A 15,922-nucleotide genomic window follows, 5' to 3' on the forward strand; every position below is an offset into this window, starting at 1 on the left:
CAATGTCATTTCTCACCATCAGCCATTTGAAAAAGAGTTTTGGAGCCACGACGGTTGTTCATGATTTCAACCTGAGCATCGAGAAGGGTGAATTCATTTCCTTCCTCGGCCCCAGCGGTTGCGGCAAGACAACGGTGCTGCGCATGGTCGCCGGTTTCGAAACCCCGACATCCGGCACGATCAGCATCGGCGGCAAGGACGTCGTCAACCTCAAGCCCAACCAGCGCAATATCGGCATGGTGTTCCAGGCCTATGCGCTTTTCCCCAACATGACCGTGGCGCAGAATGTCGCCTTCGGCCTGAAGGTTGCCAAGAAGCCGCAGGCGGAGATCAACGCGACGGTGCACGAGATGCTGTCGCTGATCAAGCTCGACCATCTGGCCGAACGTTTCCCCTATCAGCTCTCCGGCGGCCAGCAGCAGCGCGTGGCGCTCGCCCGCGCCCTTGCCACCAAGCCGCAGGTTCTCCTACTCGACGAGCCGCTGTCGGCGCTCGACGCCAAGATCCGCGTGTCGCTGCGCGAGGAAATCCGGGCGATCCAGCGCAAACTTGGCATCACCACGATTTTCGTCACCCACGACCAGGAAGAGGCCCTGTCGATCTCCGACCGTATCGTCGTCATGTATGAAGGCAAGGCCGAGCAGGTCGGCGCGCCGTTTGAGATTTACAACCAGCCCTCATCGCGTTTTGTCGCGTCCTTCGTCGGCACGCTCAACACGCTGGATGCGGTTGTGCGCGATGCGGCCACCGGCACCATCACCGTCGACGGCAAGGACGTGTCGATCGGCCTCAAGCGCCTCAACGGCCACAAGACTGGCGACAAGATTTCCCTTGCTGTGCGCCCGGAGGCCGTGAGCCTCGGCGGAGCCACCGGCAATCGCGAGACGACGCTGGACGGCAAGATCAACAGCGTGCACTTCCTCGGCTCGGTCATCCGCATCCGCGCCTCGCTCGGCCAGAACACCGTGTCCTTCGATACGTTCAACGATCCCAGCGCGCCGCCGCCGGTTCCCGGTGAAGACGTCAAGGTCAGCCTTGCCGCCAAGGACCTGCTGGTTCTGGAGCACTGAAGGCCAATATTGCTTGCAATCGGCAATCATGCTATTAGCTAGACTACATTAGCTAATAGGATATTGTCCATGGTCACCGTGAATATGCACGAAGCCAAAACCAGGCTTTCAAGCCTGGTCGAGGGTTTGGAAACTGGTCGCGACAACGAGATCGTTCTGGCACGTAATGGCAAGCCCGTCGCCAGACTTGTCGCTTATAGTGCTCCGAAACGCTTCGGCGCAGCACACCATATTCTTGCTGGCTTGAACCTCCCTGAAACGGTGGAAGAGTTCAAAGCAGGCGATGCCGAGATAGCAGCAGATTTTGCAGCGAGTGGCGAGCAAGACATTTTTCCATGAAGGTCTTGCTCGATACGCACGTCGCGATCTGGGTTGCTGCGGGCAACCCCAACGCTTCGCAGAAAATCAAGGATATTGCTGACGATCCCGAAAACTCCTTGTTCATCAGCAGCGCGGTCATATGGGAAATCGCGATCAAGCACGGCAAAGGACAGTTGGCTCTTCACCCGCTTGAGGCCAGGTCATCGTTTCATCAGACAGGAATGACCGAACTGCCAGTCAGCGTTGACCACACACTGGCGCTTACTTCGCTGGCCCAATACCCGGATCATGCGGACCCGTTTGATCGCATCATGATTGCCCAAGCTCTGCATGAAGCGATGCCACTCCTGACGGCGGACGCGAAGCTTTGGCGCTATCACCCGACACTTGTCATTCCTGCTTGACCAGAGCCCAGCAAAAAGGCGCTGTTTCCAGCGCCTTTTAATTTGACGATTGAAGCAGGCCGGAGCCTATCCTTCAATCGCTTCGTCCAGCAGCTTGAGCGCTGCTTTCTTTGTCAGTTTGACCGGATTGCCGCCAGCGGTCGGATCGACAATCGCCATGTCGGCGATCAGTTCCTTCTGCTTCTTGCTCATGTTGAGATCCTTGATCAGACCGGGCAGCGCATGCGGCACCTTCAGTTCCTTGCGCAGCTTGATGATCGCCTTGGCAAAGCCGTCGAACCCGCCCTTGATGCCGATATAGCTGGCCAGCCGCGCAATGCGCTCTTCCACCGCATCGCGGTTGAAGGCCAGCACGTAGGGCATGAACACCGCATTGGTCATGCCGTGGTGGGTGTCATACAGCGCGCCGATGGGATGCGACAGCGAGTGGATCGCGCCGAGCCCCTTCTGGAAGGCGGTGGCACCCATGGCCGCCGCGCTCATCATATGGGCACGCGCCGTCAGGTCCTTGCCGTTGGCATAGGCCTTGGGCAGGTTTTCGAACACGAGGCGGATGCCCTCGACCGCGATGCCGTCGGCCATCGGGTGATAGCCCGGTGCACAATAGGCTTCGAGGCAATGCGCCAGCGCGTCCATGCCGGTACCGGCGGTGATGAAGGCGGGCATGCCGACCGACAATTCCGGATCGGCGATGACGATTGCCGGCAGCAGCTTCGGATGGAAGATCACCTTCTTGGTGTGGGTCTCTTCATTGGTGATGACACCGGCGCGGCCCACTTCCGAACCCGTCCCCGCCGTGGTCGGCACGGCGATGATCGGCGCGATGACATCGCTGTTGGCGCGCGTCCACCAGTCGCCCACATCCTCGAAATCCCAGACCGGCCGGGTCTGGCCCGCCTGGAAGGCGATAAGCTTGCCCAGATCCAGCGCCGAGCCGCCGCCAAAGGCGATGACGCCGTCATGCTTGCCCTTCTTGAACACGGCAATGCCGGCGGTGAGGTTGGATTCGACCGGGTTGGGTTTCACCTCGGAGAAAACGCCGTAGGGAACCTTGGCATCGTCGAGGATTTTCAGCGTGCTCGCCACCACCGGCAGCTTGGCCAGACCGGGATCGGTGACGAACAGCGGCTTCTTGATGCCGGTCGCTTCGAGAACCTCGGGCAGTTCCTTGATACGGCCCGCGCCGAAGCGAACGGTGGTCGGGTAATTCCATTTGGAGATCAGCTTGCTCATCATGTGTCTCTTTCAGAAAATCAGATCGCTTCACGCAGGTGGAAGGATTTGGGACGGGTCAGGTTGCCATAGCCGATGGCCGACATGGCGGCGCCCCTGCCGGTTTCCTTGACGCCGGTCCACACCAGCGCCGGATCGATATAATCGCAGCGGTTCATGAACACCGTACCGGTTTCGATCCGCTCGCCGATGGCGGCGGCGCGGTCCGTATCGGTGGTCCACAGCGACGCCGTCAGGCCGTACTGGCTGTCATTCATCAGCGCCAGCGCTTCCTCGTCATTGCGCACCTTCATGATGCCGACGATGGGGCCAAAGCTTTCCTCGCGCATGACGCTCATCTGGTGGTCGACGCCGGTCAGCACTTCGGGCGCAAGATAGGGCGACCCGGCCGCGTCATTGGCAACACGCATATTGACATGCGCCTTGGCGCCCTTGCGCAGGGCTTCCGCCTTCTGCTCGCGGATGAGTTCGGCAAAGCGCGTCTGCGCCATCGGTCCCATGGTCGTTGCCGCATCGAGCGGATTGCCGACCACATACTGCTTGGTCAGGTCGACAAAGCCGTCGACGAAACGGTCATAGACATCCGCATGCACATAGATGCGCTCGATGCCGCAGCAGCACTGGCCGGAGTTGAAGAAGGCGCCGTCGACCAGATTGGCCACCGCATGGTCGAGATTGACGTCCGGCAGCACATAGGCCGGATCCTTGCCGCCGAGTTCAAGCCCGAGCGACATGAAGGTGCCCGCTGCCGCCTTTTCGATGGCGCGGCCACCGCCGACCGAGCCGGTGAAATTGACATGGTCGATCCGGCCCGACCCCAGCAGTTTTTCCGTCTGGGCATGGTTCAGCACGATATTCTGGAAAACGCCCTTCGGCAGCCCGGCCGCAGCAAAAGCCTGGGCGAAGCGCTCGCCCACCAGCAGCGTCTGCGCCGCATGTTTGAGGATGACGGTATTACCAGCCATCAGCGCCGGGATGATCGTGTTGACGGCGGTCAGATATGGATAATTCCACGGCGCAATGACCATGACGACGCCCAGCGGCACGTGCCTGATGTAGCGGCGGAAGCCCGGCTTGTCGTTTTCGATAACAGGCGCAAGCGCCCGTTCGGCAATCGCGACCATGTAGCGGGTGCGTTCCTCCACACCGCCCTTTTCGCCGCCATAGCGCACGGGGCGGCCCATCTGCCAGGCAATCTCCGGCACGATCTCGTCGTTCATGCCGAGCAAGGCATCCAGCGCCGCAAGACAGAGCCGGCCGCGTTCGGCAATGCTGGTCTGCGACCAGCCGGCCTGCGCCTGCCTTGCCGCTTCCACGGCCGCGTCGATGGCCTTGTCCGTTGCAACGGGACGTTCCGCGTAGACGGAGCCGTCGATGGGGGTGATCAGTTTGACCGTCTCGGTCATGGGTAAACCTCTAGCCTGTGTTTTCCAAAAGCTGGCCCCGCCCCGCGGACGCATGCCGCGGGACAGGCCTTTGCCGTGATCTTCAATACCGTTCGAAACCGCGATGCAACTCCCAATCGGTGACGCGGCGGTCATATTCGAACTGTTCCCACTTGGCGGTATGCACGTAATGCTCGACCACCTCGTCGCCGAGCGCCGTCTTCAGCATCTTCGACTTCGCCAGCGTTTCGGTCGCCTCGCGCAGGGTCTTGGGGATTTCCCGCAACCGCGCCCCGCCATAGGCATCGCCCTGGAACGGCTTATCGAGTTCAAGCTTCTCGTCGATGCCTGCCAGACCCGACGCGATCAGACCGGCAAAGGCGAGATAGGGATTGAGATCAGCCCCGCCGATGCGGCATTCGATGCGAATGCCCTTGGTGCCTTCGCCGCATAGGCGGAAGCCCGCCGTCCGGTTGTCGAGGCTCCAGACGTTCTTCGTCGGCGCAAAGGTGCCCGCCTGGAAACGCTTGTAGGAGTTGATGTAGGGCGCGAGGAAGAAGGTGAAGTCGTCGGCATATTTCAGCTGCCCGGCCACCCACTGCCGCATCAGCGGCGACATGGTGTGTTCGGCGTTCTTGTCATAGAACAGCGGCGTCTTGCCATCGGCGCTCCACAGCGAGTTGTGCACGTGGCTGGAACTGCCCGCCAGCGCATAATCATATTTCGCCATGAAGGTGATCGCCTTGCCCATCTGGGTGGCGATTTCCTTGCAGCCGTTCTTCATGATCACATGCCGGTCGGCCATTTCAAGCGCTTCGGCATAGCGCACATTGATTTCTTCCTGGCCCGGGCCCCATTCGCCCTTGGAGTTTTCGACGGGAATGCCCGCATCGAACAGACCGTTGCGGATGGCGCGCATGACGGCGTCTTCCTTGGTGGTCATCTGGATCACGTAATCCTGGATATAGGGCGATGCGGTGGTCATGCCCTTCCAGTGCTTGGCACGCGCACTCTCATAGGTCTCGTCGAACAGGTAGAATTCCAGCTCCGAGGCGAAGTAGGCGAGATAGCCCCGCTCCTTCAGCCGCGCCAACTGGCGTTTCAGGATAGCGCGCGGCGAATGGGCGAGATCCTCGTGATGGTGATGGTCGAGAATATCGCACAGGACCAGCGCGCATTTTTCCAGCCACGGAATATGGCGGATGGTGGAAAGGTCGGGCTTGATGACGAAATCACCATAGCCCTGTTTCCAGCTGGCCGCCTTGTAGCCGGGCACCGGCTCCATGTCGATGTCGTTGGCCAAGAGATAGTTGCAGCCGTGCGTCTCGTCATGGGCGGAGTCGACGAAGAAGCTGGCATGAAAGCGCTTGCCGATCAGGCGGCCCTGCATGTCGACGAAGCAGGCCAGCACCGTGTCAATTTCGCCATTGGTTACATGGCGCTTTAATTCGTCGAAACTCCAATGTCCGGGCATTTCTTGTCTATCCTCAAACAGAATTTGGATTGGGTCAAAAGACAGGGCGACCGGCCGAGCCCGCCGCCCCCGTTTTGCAATCAGCCGCGTTCGCCGACGGCCTTTTCAGCGGCAGCGATCTCGGCGGCACGCTTGGCCACGGCATCGCCGATGGGCGGGCCCTGGAAACGGCGGCGTTCGAAGCCGAACCAGACAGCAGCCGTTACCACCAGGAAGCCGACGGTGATGTAGAGAGCCCATTCATTCGGCGGCTGGATGCCGATGACGAAGATCAGCGCCATGGCAAGGATCGACAGGATGGCGAACAGCTTGAACATGCCTTCACCCAGGTTCCATGGTCCCATCTTGTTCCATTTCGGCGTACCCCAGGCGAAAAAGCCCAGCGCGATCGGAATGGCGAAGGAGAAGAACAGGAAGATGACCGTGCAGGAAACGACCACCGAATAGACCGGCGTGTCACCGATGGACACCATGTTCGACCCCCAGACAAACAGCACCGCCAGGGTGGCGCCGGTCCAGATGGCGGCGACAGGCGTGCGGTATTGCGGGCTGACCTTCGACAACAGGCTCGATCCCGGCAGGCCCTTGTCGCGGGCGAAGGCGAAAATCATGCGCGAGACAGAGGTTACCGTCGCCAGACCGCAGAGGAACTGGCTGATGAAGATCAGGAAGTAGAGAATGTTCTTGACGACAGGATTGACCTGTTCGCCCATCGCCCAGAAGAACACGTTCCAGCCCTGTGCCGCCGCCGCATCCATGCTTGGCAGCATCAGCACGAACGAGCACAGCATGATATAGCCGAAGACGGCCGACCAGAGCACCGACGAAACCATGCCGCGCGGCACGGAATGCGCGGCTTTGACGGTTTCTTCCGAGGTATGGGCGGATGCGTCATAACCGGTGATCGTGTAGATCGGCAGCAGCAGGCCGAGCAGGAATACCCACAGGCTCGAGCTCGTGGGCCAGACGGGGCTGCCGGTCATCGATCCGTCCGCTGCCGGCGTCGGCATGCCGGAATAGTTGGCGAATGTGAACAGGCGGCTGAATTCGAACGACTTGGCCGAAGCGAGGCAGACCAGCGACAGGGCAATCGCCGTGGCGAAAATCAGATAGCCGGAAAAGTCGGTCAGCTTGGCGGTGAGGCCGATGCCCATATGGTTGACCAGGGCCTGAATGCCGGTCAGGATGATCAGGAAGATGATCTGCACCGTGATGGAATCCGTGATCCCGAGATAGGTGCCGAAGGCGCCGATGAAGAAATAATAGGTGCCGACATTGATCGCGCCGAGCACGGTGATCAGGCCGAGCAGGTTGAACCAGGCTGTCAGCCAGCCGGTGCCGCGATTGCCGAGGATCGAACCCCAGTGATAGAGGCCGCCTGCGGTCGGGTAAGCCGAGCTGATCTGCGCCATGGCGATGGCGAAGACCGCCGAGACCAGGCAGCCGAGCGGCCAGCCGATGCCGATGGCGGCACCGCCGGCACCCGCCGTCGCCTGCCCCAGCGAATTGATGCCGCCGGACAGAATGCAGATGATCGAAAACGAGATGGCGAAGTTGGAGAAACGGCTCATGCGCCGTTCCAGTTCCTGGGCATAGCCCATGCCGTGGAGAACTTTGATGTCCTCCGATTTATCCACGTCGGTATAATCTTGGTGTGTCATCGTACTCACGTTCCCCGTTATTCTTGAGAAATTTCTAACGTCAGATACCAATCCTTATGCGATCCTGTTTGCAGCCTTCCTGGTTGTGGAAAGCGGCCCTTGGGCAATTTCCTTCAAAATGGCCGAGAGTGTCCCGGCCCATGCTTTTTCTTCTTTGGGTGTGGTGATGAGATCGTTGCGGATCTCGATCATCACCGCGGCAAGCCCTTGCGCCGACGCATGGCGGTCAAGCGTGTAATAGACCCGGTCGGCGGGCGAATAGGGCTCATTGATGCCGACGCAGTATTGATCGAGCGCCCGCAGGCCCGCAATGAGGGGTGCCGCAACCTGATCGTAATCGTCATGGATGATGCCGATGTGCCAGGGCCGCTCGACCCCGCGATAGACCGGCGTGAACGAATGCACCGCCACATAGACCGGCGCCGGAAAACCCTTGCGCGCACGCTCCCGTGCCAGTTCTTCGATGGCCGCATGATAGGGCTGATGCGACAGCGCGATGCGCCGCTGCCTTTCCGCAGCATCGAGCCCCGTATTGGCGGGCACCGTGGTCAATTCGCTCGTGGCCGGGATGAGATCGGGCGCCTCGAGCGGCCGGTTGCAATCGATGATCAGCCGCGAGACGCAGGATTCAACCAGCGGCGCATCCAGCAGCGCAGCCATCCCCTGGCTGACCCCCAGCGCGCCGGGGTCCCAGGCGATATGCTTTTGCAGATCGTCCGGCTCGAGCCCGAGACGGCCATAGGGCGCGGGAATGTGGTTGGAAGCGTGATCGCAGAGAATGACAAACGGCGAGCCACCATCGGGGTTGGATACCCGGACCGGCTCCCAGACACTGTGCGTGGCCTGCGATAATCCCATTTTGCCCTCTTCGGCAATTTGTACTTTGTATTACATTTTGTATTTTTATTTCCACTCACGTATGATTTGATACACAAGTCACAAAATTGTCAAATGCGAAAATTGCGTTTCTTGACTTTGACCGAAAGAAGTTTGATGGGAACAAGCATTTCCGAACTGATCAGCGAAAAAATCGATGCCATGTCGACGTCGGAACGCAAGGCCGCGCAGACCCTCATCGCCAACTACCCGCTGATCGGCCTGCGCACGGTGGCGGAGTTTTCGGCGCAGGCGGGGGTCAGTTCGCCGACGATCCTGCGTTTCGTCTCGCGTCTCGGCTTTCAGGGCTATCCGGAATTTCAGCAGGCCCTGCAGCAGGAGCTGGCAGCCCAGATCCAGTCGCCGCTCAACCGCGCGACGATCATTCAGTCATCCAAGGGCAGCGCCGCTTACCCCCTCATGGAAGCGGCCATCGAGAACATCCGTGAAACATTTCACCATCTTTCGACGCAGCAGCTGGACGATGCGACGGAGGCGCTCAGCCGCACCCGCACCCACGTCTATCTGCTCGGCGGTCGCTTCACCGATCCGATCGCCATCTATATGGCGGCACATCTGAAGATCATCCGTTCCGGCGTCACCCATCTCACCGGCCAGGAAAGCAACTGGCGCGACCAGCTGATCGACATGGGCAGGAAGGATGTCCTCGTCATCTTCGATATCCGCCGTTATCAGGACAGCCTCATCCGCTTCGCCGAGAAGGCCCAGGCGCGCGGTGTCGAGATCGTGCTGATCACCGACCAGTGGCTGTCCCCCATCGCCCGCTTCGCCCGCCATGTCATCGCCGGGCGCACGGCCGTCCCCTCGCCTTGGGACTCCTCCACCACGCTTTTCCTGATGGCGGAAACCCTGATCGCCGGGGTGACGCACAAGCTGCAGAACAGCAGCGCCGAACGCATCCGCGACATGGAACAGTTGCGTGACGGCTGAGATTGTCATTGCCCGGCAGGCACATTGATATACAAATGCTCACCCGGGCTCTGGGCCTGCGTTCGAATCGAATAAAGCAAGGACATAATCATGCAGCAAGCTGACATTGGATTGATCGGCCTTGGCGTCATGGGTGCCAATCTCGCGCTCAATATTGCCGAAAACGGTTATCGCGTCGCGGTATACAACAGGACGGTGGAAAAGACCCACGCCTTCCATCAGGAAGCGGGCTCCCTCAAAGACAAGATCATTCCCTGCGAAACGCTGGAAGACCTGGCCAAAAACATCCGCGCCCCCCGCCCGATCATCCTGATGGTGAAGGCCGGCGAGGCCGTCGATGAGCAGATTGCAGCGCTGAAGCCCTTCCTTGCCAAGGAAGACATCATCATCGATGCGGGCAATGCCAACTTCCACGACACGGTCCGCCGCCTGAAGGAACTCGGCGCCAACGATCCGACCTTCGTCGGCATGGGCGTTTCCGGCGGCGAGGAAGGCGCACGGCATGGTCCATCGATCATGGTCGGCGGCACGCCCGAATCCTATGCGCGGATCGAGCCGGTCCTGACAGCCATTTCGGCGAAGTATGAGGGCGAATCCTGTTCCGCGCTGCTCGGCCCCGATGGCGCCGGTCACTTCGTCAAGACGATCCACAACGGCATTGAATATGCCGACATGCAGATGATCGCCGAAATCTACGGCATCCTGCGCGATGGTCTCGGGCTGTCGCCGGTTGAGATCGGCAAGATTTTCGACACATGGAACAAGGGCCCGCTCAATTCCTACCTGATCGAAATCACCGCCAAGGTGCTCGCCGCCACCGACACGGAAACCGGCAAGCCGGCCGTCGAGATCATCGTCGACAGTGCTGGCCAGAAGGGCACCGGCCGCTGGGCCGCCATCGAGGCGCAGATGCTCGGCATCCCCGCAACCGGCATTGAAGCGGCGGTTGCCGCGCGCTCCATTTCCGCGCTGCGCGGCGAACGCGCCAAGGCGGCCAAGGCCTATGCCTCGCTCGGCACGCCCAAGCTTGCGGGCACCGACCAGTCGTTCATCGACGCACTCGAACAGGGCCTGCTGGCTGGCAAGATTGCCGCCTATGCGCAAGGCTTTGCCGTCATGTCAGGTGCTTCGGCCGAGCACGGCTGGAACATCCCGCTCGACACCACGGCGAAAATCTGGCGCGCCGGCTGCATCATCCGTTCGCAGTTCCTCGACGAGATCGCCTCGGCTTTCGCCGGTGGCGGCCAGGACAATCTGCTGCTGGCGCCCTCCTTCGTCGAACGCATGAAGACAGCATCGACGGCGTTGCGCGACGTGGTTGCCAAGGCGGCCGTGGCCGGTCTGCCGACCCCGGCGCTGGCTGCAGCTCTCGGCTATTTCGATGGCTACCGGCAGGCGCGCGGCACGGCCAATCTCATCCAGGCGCAGCGGGATTTCTTCGGCGCGCACGGCTTCAAGCGCGTGGACAAGGAAGGCGATTTCCACGGCCCGTGGTCGGATGTCGGCTGACAATATCACGTGCTAAAATGATTGCCTGAAACCGCCTCCGCCAACGGGGCGGTTTCTTTTTGGGCTGATTGCATGGGGCATGGTTGGTGGTTCGACAAGCTCACCATGAGGGATGGTGCGGGCTGCAAGCCAAATTGATCTGTTGCAGAATAGTGCTCCTTGCAACCCTCACTCTCCCTCATGGTGAGCGTGTCGAACCACGCACGACCGAGATGCCATGCACCACTACTGCCAACTGACTACCTACGTTCCCCGCGCTCCGCTCGGCGGGGTGGCGTGGATGCGGCCCCACGCCCGGCGCAGCTGCCGCGCCGAGGCAAAACCCGTGCGCTCCGCCACACCCTCCATATCCAGCCGCGTATGGCTGAGGATTTCCTGCGCCAGCGCCACCCGCAGGCGGTTGAGATAATCGGGAATGCTCATTCCGGCATGTTCGTTGAACAGGCGCGACAGGTGCCGCGGGCTGGTTGCGGCGATATCCGCCAGGCTTTCCAGCGTCCAGTGTTGCGCCGGGTCGGCGGCAAGCCGGTCCTGCACCCGGTGGATCGCCGGGTGGATGTGATTGCGTCCGTCCAGCCATGGCGACCATTGCGGATCGGTGCCGCTGCGCCGGAGATAGACCACCAGATAGCGGGCAACGGATACGGCACAGGCCGGACCGGCCATCTCGCTGACCAGATGCAGCATCAGGTCGATACCCGCCGTGATCCCAGCACTTGAGTAACGGTTGCCGTCCTCGACATAGAGCCGGTTGTCCAGCACCCGCGCCGTCGGCACCAGCGCGCGCAGCTCGTCAACCGAAGCAAAGTGCGTGGTACAAATGCGGTCATCGAACAGGCCGGCACGCGCCGCCAGCAAGGCGCCGGAACAGATGGTCACCAGCGTCTGGGTTTCCCCCAGATGCGCTTTCAGCCAGGCGACGATGTCCGCATCGCGGTGTCCATGCGCCTCCGCCTCGCGGCTCGCCGCCGTGTCCAGCAGCGTCGTGGTATCGCCCGCCAGCATGATCATCGCATCATCCGGCACATGGTCGGGCAACGGCTCGATGCCGCTGATGGTCAAGCCGATGGACGTGGTGACACTGGCGAGCGGGCCGACATAGCGCACGTCGAAATGCACCGTGTCCTGTTCCAGATTGGCCTTGCGCAGCACCTCCACCGGTCCGGCAATATCCAGCAGCAGCGCCCTTGCGGGCACCACCACCAGAACATCGATATGCCGGGTGCCGTCCGTTTTCATGCGGCCAGCGCCTGCCCCGCCCCGTTCAACGCCTCATCGACCGTGACGATCCGGGCAAAGCGCCCGGCCAGCACCAGCTCGGTGCGGGCACGGATCTCGTCGGCGCTGAAGGTGCGCCCTGCGGCATTGGTCATGGCGAAGGTCAGCGTCGCCTCGGAGACGTAATCGACGGTATAGCCGAGATCCGAGGCATGGCGCGTGGTGGTTTCGCAGCACTGTTCGGTGCGGATGCCCGACACCAGCAGCTTGCGGATACCGTTCTCGGTCAGCCAGACATCGAGCCCGCTGCCGACAAGCGCGCTGTGCCGGGCCTTGTGGAACACGACATCGGCTTCGAGAGAAACCGGCGCCAGCGGCTTGATGAAGCCGGAGTCCAGTGCAAACGGGCCATCGCCGTCGACATGGAAAATCTGGATGACCGGAAGGCCGGCAGCCTTGGCGCCATCGATCAACCGCTGGATATTGGCAATGAAAGCCTGTGCTTCGGCTTCGTTCCAGTAGGCGCGCTGGCGGAAGGATTCCTGCACGTCGATGACGATAAGAGCGGTATCTGCGGACATTTCTGGCATCTCCTGTGTGTTGATATCCCAACAGTACAATGCGATGCAATCGGCAGATACGCATGCAGCGGACGAGAAGCGGACAAAAAAGGACATCAATCGCATTCCTTTGCACTTCCATCTGGTGCGTGGTTCGACAAGCTCACCATGAGGGAAGTGGAGGATTGCAGGGAGCCGTATTCTGCAACATTGCAGAATTGGCCTTGCGGCCAACTCACCTCCCTCATGGTGAGCTTGTCGAACCACGCACCAACTCCATTGCAAGCGTTGTCAAAGATTTCGGAACCATGCACGCTCACTGTCTCCGCCACGGAGACAATCCATCAAGCGGCGGGCAGCTTCCGCGATGGCATCAGGCATTCCATATGTGAGGCAACACAGTGCAATCCATGGCCCAGGTGCAAAAGCACCGGGCGGAAGGGACGGATATGTCGACGCATTCCTATCAGCACCGCATCCATGCGGCGCAAACCCCGAACAGCCCCCTGTTCTTCGTCTTTCACGGAACGGGCGGCGACGAGAACCAGTTCTTCGATTTCGCCCGCCGCCTGATCCCGTCAGCGGGTATCGTCTCGCCGCGCGGCGATGTCTCGGAACATGGTGCCGCGCGCTTTTTCCGCCGCACCGCCGAGGGCGTCTACGACATGGACGATCTCGCCGTGCGGACACGGGCCATGGCGGATTTTGTCAAAGCGCACAAGGACGCTGCCAATCCATCCGACGTTGTCGGTCTTGGCTATTCCAACGGCGCCAACATTCTTGCCTCGGTCATGCTGGACCAACCGGAGCTGTTTGACGCGTCCGTCCTGATGCATCCGCTGATTCCTTGGACACCGGCGCCGCAGCCGAAACTGGCGGGAAAGCGGATACTGATCACCGCCGGGCAGCGTGATCCGATCTGCCCGCCCGACCGCACGCAGGCGCTGGCGGATTATCTTGCGGCACAGGGCACCGACGTGAAAATTGCCTGGCATCCCGGCGGACATGAAATCCAGCAGAGCGAGATCGGAGCGATCCAGGAATTCCTCGCCCGCTAAACAAAAAGCCGGCCAAAGGGCCGGCTTTTTCATTCAGGCGGAGAACCGCAGCGACACCGGAATGATCCGCATCGCCCGCGACGAGCGGCGGCCTTTCGACGTCAGCAGGCCCTTGGCGCCATCCAGATGCCCCGGCTTCAATTCAAGCGCGAGGAAGCGCCGGCGTTCGACCGGACCCGGCATGGCAAGCCCTGCCGTCTTCGCGCCGGTAAAGCCGAAGCGTTCGTAATATTCAGGGTCGCCGACCAGGATGACGGCGCCGTGGCCGAGCCGGGCGGCTTCCTTGATCGCATGGCGCATCAGCGCCGAACCGATGCCGAGATCCTTCGACGCGGGATCGACGGCAAGCGGTCCGAGCAGCAGCGCGCGCACGCCCTTGCCCGCCGCGTCATGGCCGGCCTGGATGTCCCAGAGCCGGACCGTGCCGAGCAGCGCACCGCCCGCGCCGCGTGCCGAGAAAGCAAGACCTTCCGACGGCAGACGGCCACGGCGCAGCTTTTCCGACGACTTGCGGCGGCGGCCCTCGCCCATGGCGCGGTCGAGCAAATCTTCGCGCGCCTTCTCGTCCTGCGGCAGTTCGTTGACGATGGCATAGGCACCCGCGCCGGCGAAATACAGGCCGTCGGGTACCAGGTTCTGTTCGATGTTTTCTGCTGCGTCCATTGTCTCGACCAATCGTGTCATGTGCGTGTCACCGCTGCCCGGCGCGTTGCCGGGCAGAACGTTTCAACCGGGTTTGAAGCCGGTTTAGATGACGTATGATCGGAGTGGTTCGAAGCCGTTGAAGGCCACAGCGGAATAGGTCGTGGTGTAGGCACCTGTTCCCTCGATCAGCACCTCATCGCCGATGGTCAGCGAAATGGGGAGCGGATAGGGGTTCTTTTCGTACATCACGTCAGCGGAGTCGCAGGTCGGACCGGCCAGCACGCAGGGTTCGCTGCGATCGCCATCCCGCGGGGTGGTAATCTGGTAGCGAATGGCTTCGTCCATGGTCTCTGCCAGGCCGCCGAACTTGCCGATGTCGAGATAGACCCAGCGGACATTGTCGTTGTCGGCCTTCTTCGACACCAGCACGACTTCCGCCTTGATGACACCGGCATTGCCGACCATGCCACGGCCGGGCTCGATGATGGTCTCAGGCAGGCGGTTGCCGAAATGCTTGCTCAGCGACTGGAAGATCGCCTGGCCATAGGCCTGTGCGGTCGGCACGTCCTTCAGGTAACGGGTCGGGAAACCGCCGCCCATATTGACCATCTTCAGCGTGATGCCTTCCTTGGCCAGCGCGTCGAAAACCTGCTTGGCATCGCCCAGGGCACGGTCCCAGGCAGCCAGGTCCGTCTGCTGCGAACCGACATGGAACGACACACCGTAGGATTCGAGGCCGAGCTTCTGCGCCGCGCGCAAAACGTCGACAGCCATGGCCGGCACGCAGCCGAACTTGCGCGACAGCGGCCATTCGGCGCCGGCACCATCGGTCAGGACACGGCAGAACACGCGGGCGCCGGGAGCGGCACGGGCAACCTTTTCGACCTCTTCGACGCAATCGACGGCGAACAGGCGAATGCCGAGTTCGAAGGCGCGGGCAATGTCCCGCTCCTTCTTGATGGTGTTGCCGAAAGAAATGCGGTCAGCCGATGCACCGGCATCCAGCGCCATTTCGACTTCCGCAACCGACGCGGTGTCGAAGTTCGAGCCAAGCGAAGCCAAGAGGCGCAGGATTTCCGGCGCAGGGTTGGCCTTCACGGCATAGAAAATCTTTGAGTCCGGCAAGGCCATCTCGAAATTGTGGAAATTTTCGCGCACGACTTCGAGGTCGAGCACCATGCAAGGGCCATTCGGGCGTCGGGTATTGATGAAATCGAGAATGCGCTGTGTAGCCATCTTGGGTCTCCAATCGTGACGGCACTTCCGGCCGCCTCAACAAGTCGCGATCGCAGGGGTTTCTCCCCCGTATGACCGCCAGGACAAAGTGCGTGAATCCATCTCGCGCGAAGCCAGCCTTTGGAGATGCTGGAAACACGGACAAGTTCATGCGGCGATGGATCTACGCTAAGCCAGCGTTGATCCGCTTTGTCTGCCTTGGTTTGGATGATACCATCCGCACTACCGGCAATGAAGGTGTGCCTCTTCAGTAATTCCGGCTTGTGGACAGCCGAAAGACACCAGAAAGGCCCGCACCGTCGTTGCTTCAAGATGTCCTCA

Annotated in this window: 15 protein-coding genes; 6 read left to right on the forward strand and 9 right to left on the reverse strand. The window is 61.1% G+C overall.

Translation table 11 applies throughout. The features are described from left to right. Positions 1-2 precede the first annotated feature (2 nt). The 3 genes from ACP7B1_RS19115 to ACP7B1_RS19125 all read left to right on the forward strand — a co-directional run bounded on the left by ACP7B1_RS19115 (position 3) and on the right by ACP7B1_RS19125 (position 1,795). Complete coding sequence (locus ACP7B1_RS19115; protein ID WP_223612456.1) at positions 3-1,070, forward strand: ABC transporter ATP-binding protein; 1,068 nt, start codon at positions 3-5, stop codon at positions 1,068-1,070. Positions 1,071-1,139: 69 nt separating this feature from the next. Beyond that, positions 1,140-1,409 (forward strand): type II toxin-antitoxin system Phd/YefM family antitoxin, encoded by a 270-nt coding sequence (locus ACP7B1_RS19120; RefSeq protein ID WP_346307187.1) that lies wholly within the window; start codon positions 1,140-1,142, stop codon positions 1,407-1,409. Further along, positions 1,406-1,795 (forward strand): type II toxin-antitoxin system VapC family toxin, encoded by a 390-nt coding sequence (locus ACP7B1_RS19125; RefSeq protein WP_346307188.1) that lies wholly within the window; start codon positions 1,406-1,408, stop codon positions 1,793-1,795. The genes ACP7B1_RS19120 and ACP7B1_RS19125 overlap by 4 nt, the downstream gene beginning before the upstream one ends. A 66-nt stretch (positions 1,796-1,861) precedes the next feature. Here ACP7B1_RS19125 and ACP7B1_RS19130 read toward each other — a convergent pair whose 3' ends face one another. The 5 genes from ACP7B1_RS19130 to ACP7B1_RS19150 form a co-directional block, all read right to left on the reverse strand. Further along, positions 1,862-3,028, reverse strand: a complete 1,167-nt coding sequence (locus tag ACP7B1_RS19130; RefSeq protein ID WP_223612453.1) for an iron-containing alcohol dehydrogenase — start codon at positions 3,026-3,028, stop codon at positions 1,862-1,864. A gap of 20 nt (positions 3,029-3,048) precedes the next feature. Further along, positions 3,049-4,434: an aldehyde dehydrogenase family protein gene (locus ACP7B1_RS19135; RefSeq protein WP_346307189.1), complete on the reverse strand. Its 1,386-nt coding sequence runs from the start codon at positions 4,432-4,434 to the stop codon at positions 3,049-3,051. An 82-nt stretch (positions 4,435-4,516) separates the two neighbouring features. Further along, positions 4,517-5,887, reverse strand: a complete 1,371-nt coding sequence (locus ACP7B1_RS19140) for a glutamine synthetase family protein (RefSeq protein WP_223612451.1) — start codon at positions 5,885-5,887, stop codon at positions 4,517-4,519. 80 nt (positions 5,888-5,967) lie between these two features. Beyond that, entirely contained in the window at positions 5,968-7,548 is a 1,581-nt protein-coding gene (locus ACP7B1_RS19145) for an APC family permease (RefSeq protein ID WP_346307190.1), read from the reverse strand. A 54-nt stretch (positions 7,549-7,602) separates the two neighbouring features. Continuing rightward, the gene (locus ACP7B1_RS19150; RefSeq protein WP_346307191.1) at positions 7,603-8,406 is read right to left on the reverse strand and encodes an N-formylglutamate amidohydrolase; all 804 of its coding nucleotides are present in this window, start codon (positions 8,404-8,406) and stop codon (positions 7,603-7,605) included. Between the two features lie 135 nt (positions 8,407-8,541). Between ACP7B1_RS19150 and ACP7B1_RS19155 the strand changes: the two genes are divergently transcribed. Further along, the gene (locus ACP7B1_RS19155; RefSeq protein ID WP_223612448.1) at positions 8,542-9,375 is read left to right on the forward strand and encodes a MurR/RpiR family transcriptional regulator; all 834 of its coding nucleotides are present in this window, start codon (positions 8,542-8,544) and stop codon (positions 9,373-9,375) included. 90 nt (positions 9,376-9,465) lie between these two features. Then, positions 9,466-10,884 carry an NADP-dependent phosphogluconate dehydrogenase gene (gndA, locus tag ACP7B1_RS19160; RefSeq protein ID WP_346307192.1) on the forward strand — a complete coding sequence of 473 codons (1,419 nt, stop codon included), beginning with the start codon at positions 9,466-9,468 and terminating at the stop codon, positions 10,882-10,884. 243 nt (positions 10,885-11,127) lie between these two features. Here the strand turns inward: gndA and ACP7B1_RS19165 are convergent, their stop codons facing one another. Both ACP7B1_RS19165 and ACP7B1_RS19170 read right to left on the reverse strand, forming a co-directional pair. After that, entirely contained in the window at positions 11,128-12,123 is a 996-nt protein-coding gene (locus ACP7B1_RS19165; protein ID WP_346307193.1) for a GlxA family transcriptional regulator, read from the reverse strand. Beyond that, positions 12,120-12,683: an isochorismatase family protein gene (locus ACP7B1_RS19170; protein ID WP_346307194.1), complete on the reverse strand. Its 564-nt coding sequence runs from the start codon at positions 12,681-12,683 to the stop codon at positions 12,120-12,122. The genes ACP7B1_RS19165 and ACP7B1_RS19170 overlap by 4 nt, the downstream gene beginning before the upstream one ends. Positions 12,684-13,111: 428 nt before the next feature. Between ACP7B1_RS19170 and ACP7B1_RS19175 the strand changes: the two genes are divergently transcribed. After that, positions 13,112-13,720 carry an alpha/beta hydrolase gene (locus tag ACP7B1_RS19175; RefSeq protein ID WP_346307195.1) on the forward strand — a complete coding sequence of 203 codons (609 nt, stop codon included), beginning with the start codon at positions 13,112-13,114 and terminating at the stop codon, positions 13,718-13,720. Between the two features lie 33 nt (positions 13,721-13,753). On the opposite strand, the gene ACP7B1_RS19180 is transcribed toward ACP7B1_RS19175, so the two are convergent. Then, positions 13,754-14,383, reverse strand: a complete 630-nt coding sequence (locus ACP7B1_RS19180) for an N-acetyltransferase (protein ID WP_346307209.1) — start codon at positions 14,381-14,383, stop codon at positions 13,754-13,756. Between the two features lie 84 nt (positions 14,384-14,467). Then, positions 14,468-15,601 (reverse strand): ornithine/lysine decarboxylase, encoded by a 1,134-nt coding sequence (gene odc2 / locus ACP7B1_RS19185; RefSeq protein WP_105731891.1) that lies wholly within the window; start codon positions 15,599-15,601, stop codon positions 14,468-14,470. Between the last annotated feature and the right edge of the window lie 321 nt (positions 15,602-15,922).

It is taken from the genome of Phyllobacterium sp. SL163 (genome assembly GCF_049896885.1).
Taxonomy (GTDB): domain Bacteria; phylum Pseudomonadota; class Alphaproteobacteria; order Rhizobiales; family Rhizobiaceae; genus Phyllobacterium; species Phyllobacterium calauticae.

What these genes read in the sequence shown, in the direction of transcription:
- odc2 (WP_105731891.1), bottom strand. Translation starts at nt 15,601, where the DNA reads ATGGCTACACAGCGCATTCTCGATTTCATCAATACCCGACGCCCGAAT.
- ACP7B1_RS19115 (WP_223612456.1), top strand. Translation starts at nt 3, where the DNA reads ATGTCATTTCTCACCATCAGCCATTTGAAAAAGAGTTTTGGAGCCACG.
- ACP7B1_RS19175 (WP_346307195.1), top strand. Translation starts at nt 13,112, where the DNA reads ATGTCGACGCATTCCTATCAGCACCGCATCCATGCGGCGCAAACCCCG.
- gndA (WP_346307192.1), top strand. Translation starts at nt 9,466, where the DNA reads ATGCAGCAAGCTGACATTGGATTGATCGGCCTTGGCGTCATGGGTGCC.
- ACP7B1_RS19130 (WP_223612453.1), bottom strand. Translation starts at nt 3,028, where the DNA reads ATGAGCAAGCTGATCTCCAAATGGAATTACCCGACCACCGTTCGCTTC.
- ACP7B1_RS19150 (WP_346307191.1), bottom strand. Translation starts at nt 8,406, where the DNA reads ATGGGATTATCGCAGGCCACGCACAGTGTCTGGGAGCCGGTCCGGGTA.
- ACP7B1_RS19140 (WP_223612451.1), bottom strand. Translation starts at nt 5,887, where the DNA reads ATGCCCGGACATTGGAGTTTCGACGAATTAAAGCGCCATGTAACCAAT.
- ACP7B1_RS19165 (WP_346307193.1), bottom strand. Translation starts at nt 12,123, where the DNA reads ATGAAAACGGACGGCACCCGGCATATCGATGTTCTGGTGGTGGTGCCC.
- ACP7B1_RS19145 (WP_346307190.1), bottom strand. Translation starts at nt 7,548, where the DNA reads ATGACACACCAAGATTATACCGACGTGGATAAATCGGAGGACATCAAA.
- ACP7B1_RS19120 (WP_346307187.1), top strand. Translation starts at nt 1,140, where the DNA reads ATGGTCACCGTGAATATGCACGAAGCCAAAACCAGGCTTTCAAGCCTG.
- ACP7B1_RS19125 (WP_346307188.1), top strand. Translation starts at nt 1,406, where the DNA reads ATGAAGGTCTTGCTCGATACGCACGTCGCGATCTGGGTTGCTGCGGGC.
- ACP7B1_RS19170 (WP_346307194.1), bottom strand. Translation starts at nt 12,683, where the DNA reads ATGTCCGCAGATACCGCTCTTATCGTCATCGACGTGCAGGAATCCTTC.
- ACP7B1_RS19155 (WP_223612448.1), top strand. Translation starts at nt 8,542, where the DNA reads ATGGGAACAAGCATTTCCGAACTGATCAGCGAAAAAATCGATGCCATG.
- ACP7B1_RS19135 (WP_346307189.1), bottom strand. Translation starts at nt 4,434, where the DNA reads ATGACCGAGACGGTCAAACTGATCACCCCCATCGACGGCTCCGTCTAC.
- ACP7B1_RS19180 (WP_346307209.1), bottom strand. Translation starts at nt 14,383, where the DNA reads ATGGACGCAGCAGAAAACATCGAACAGAACCTGGTACCCGACGGCCTG.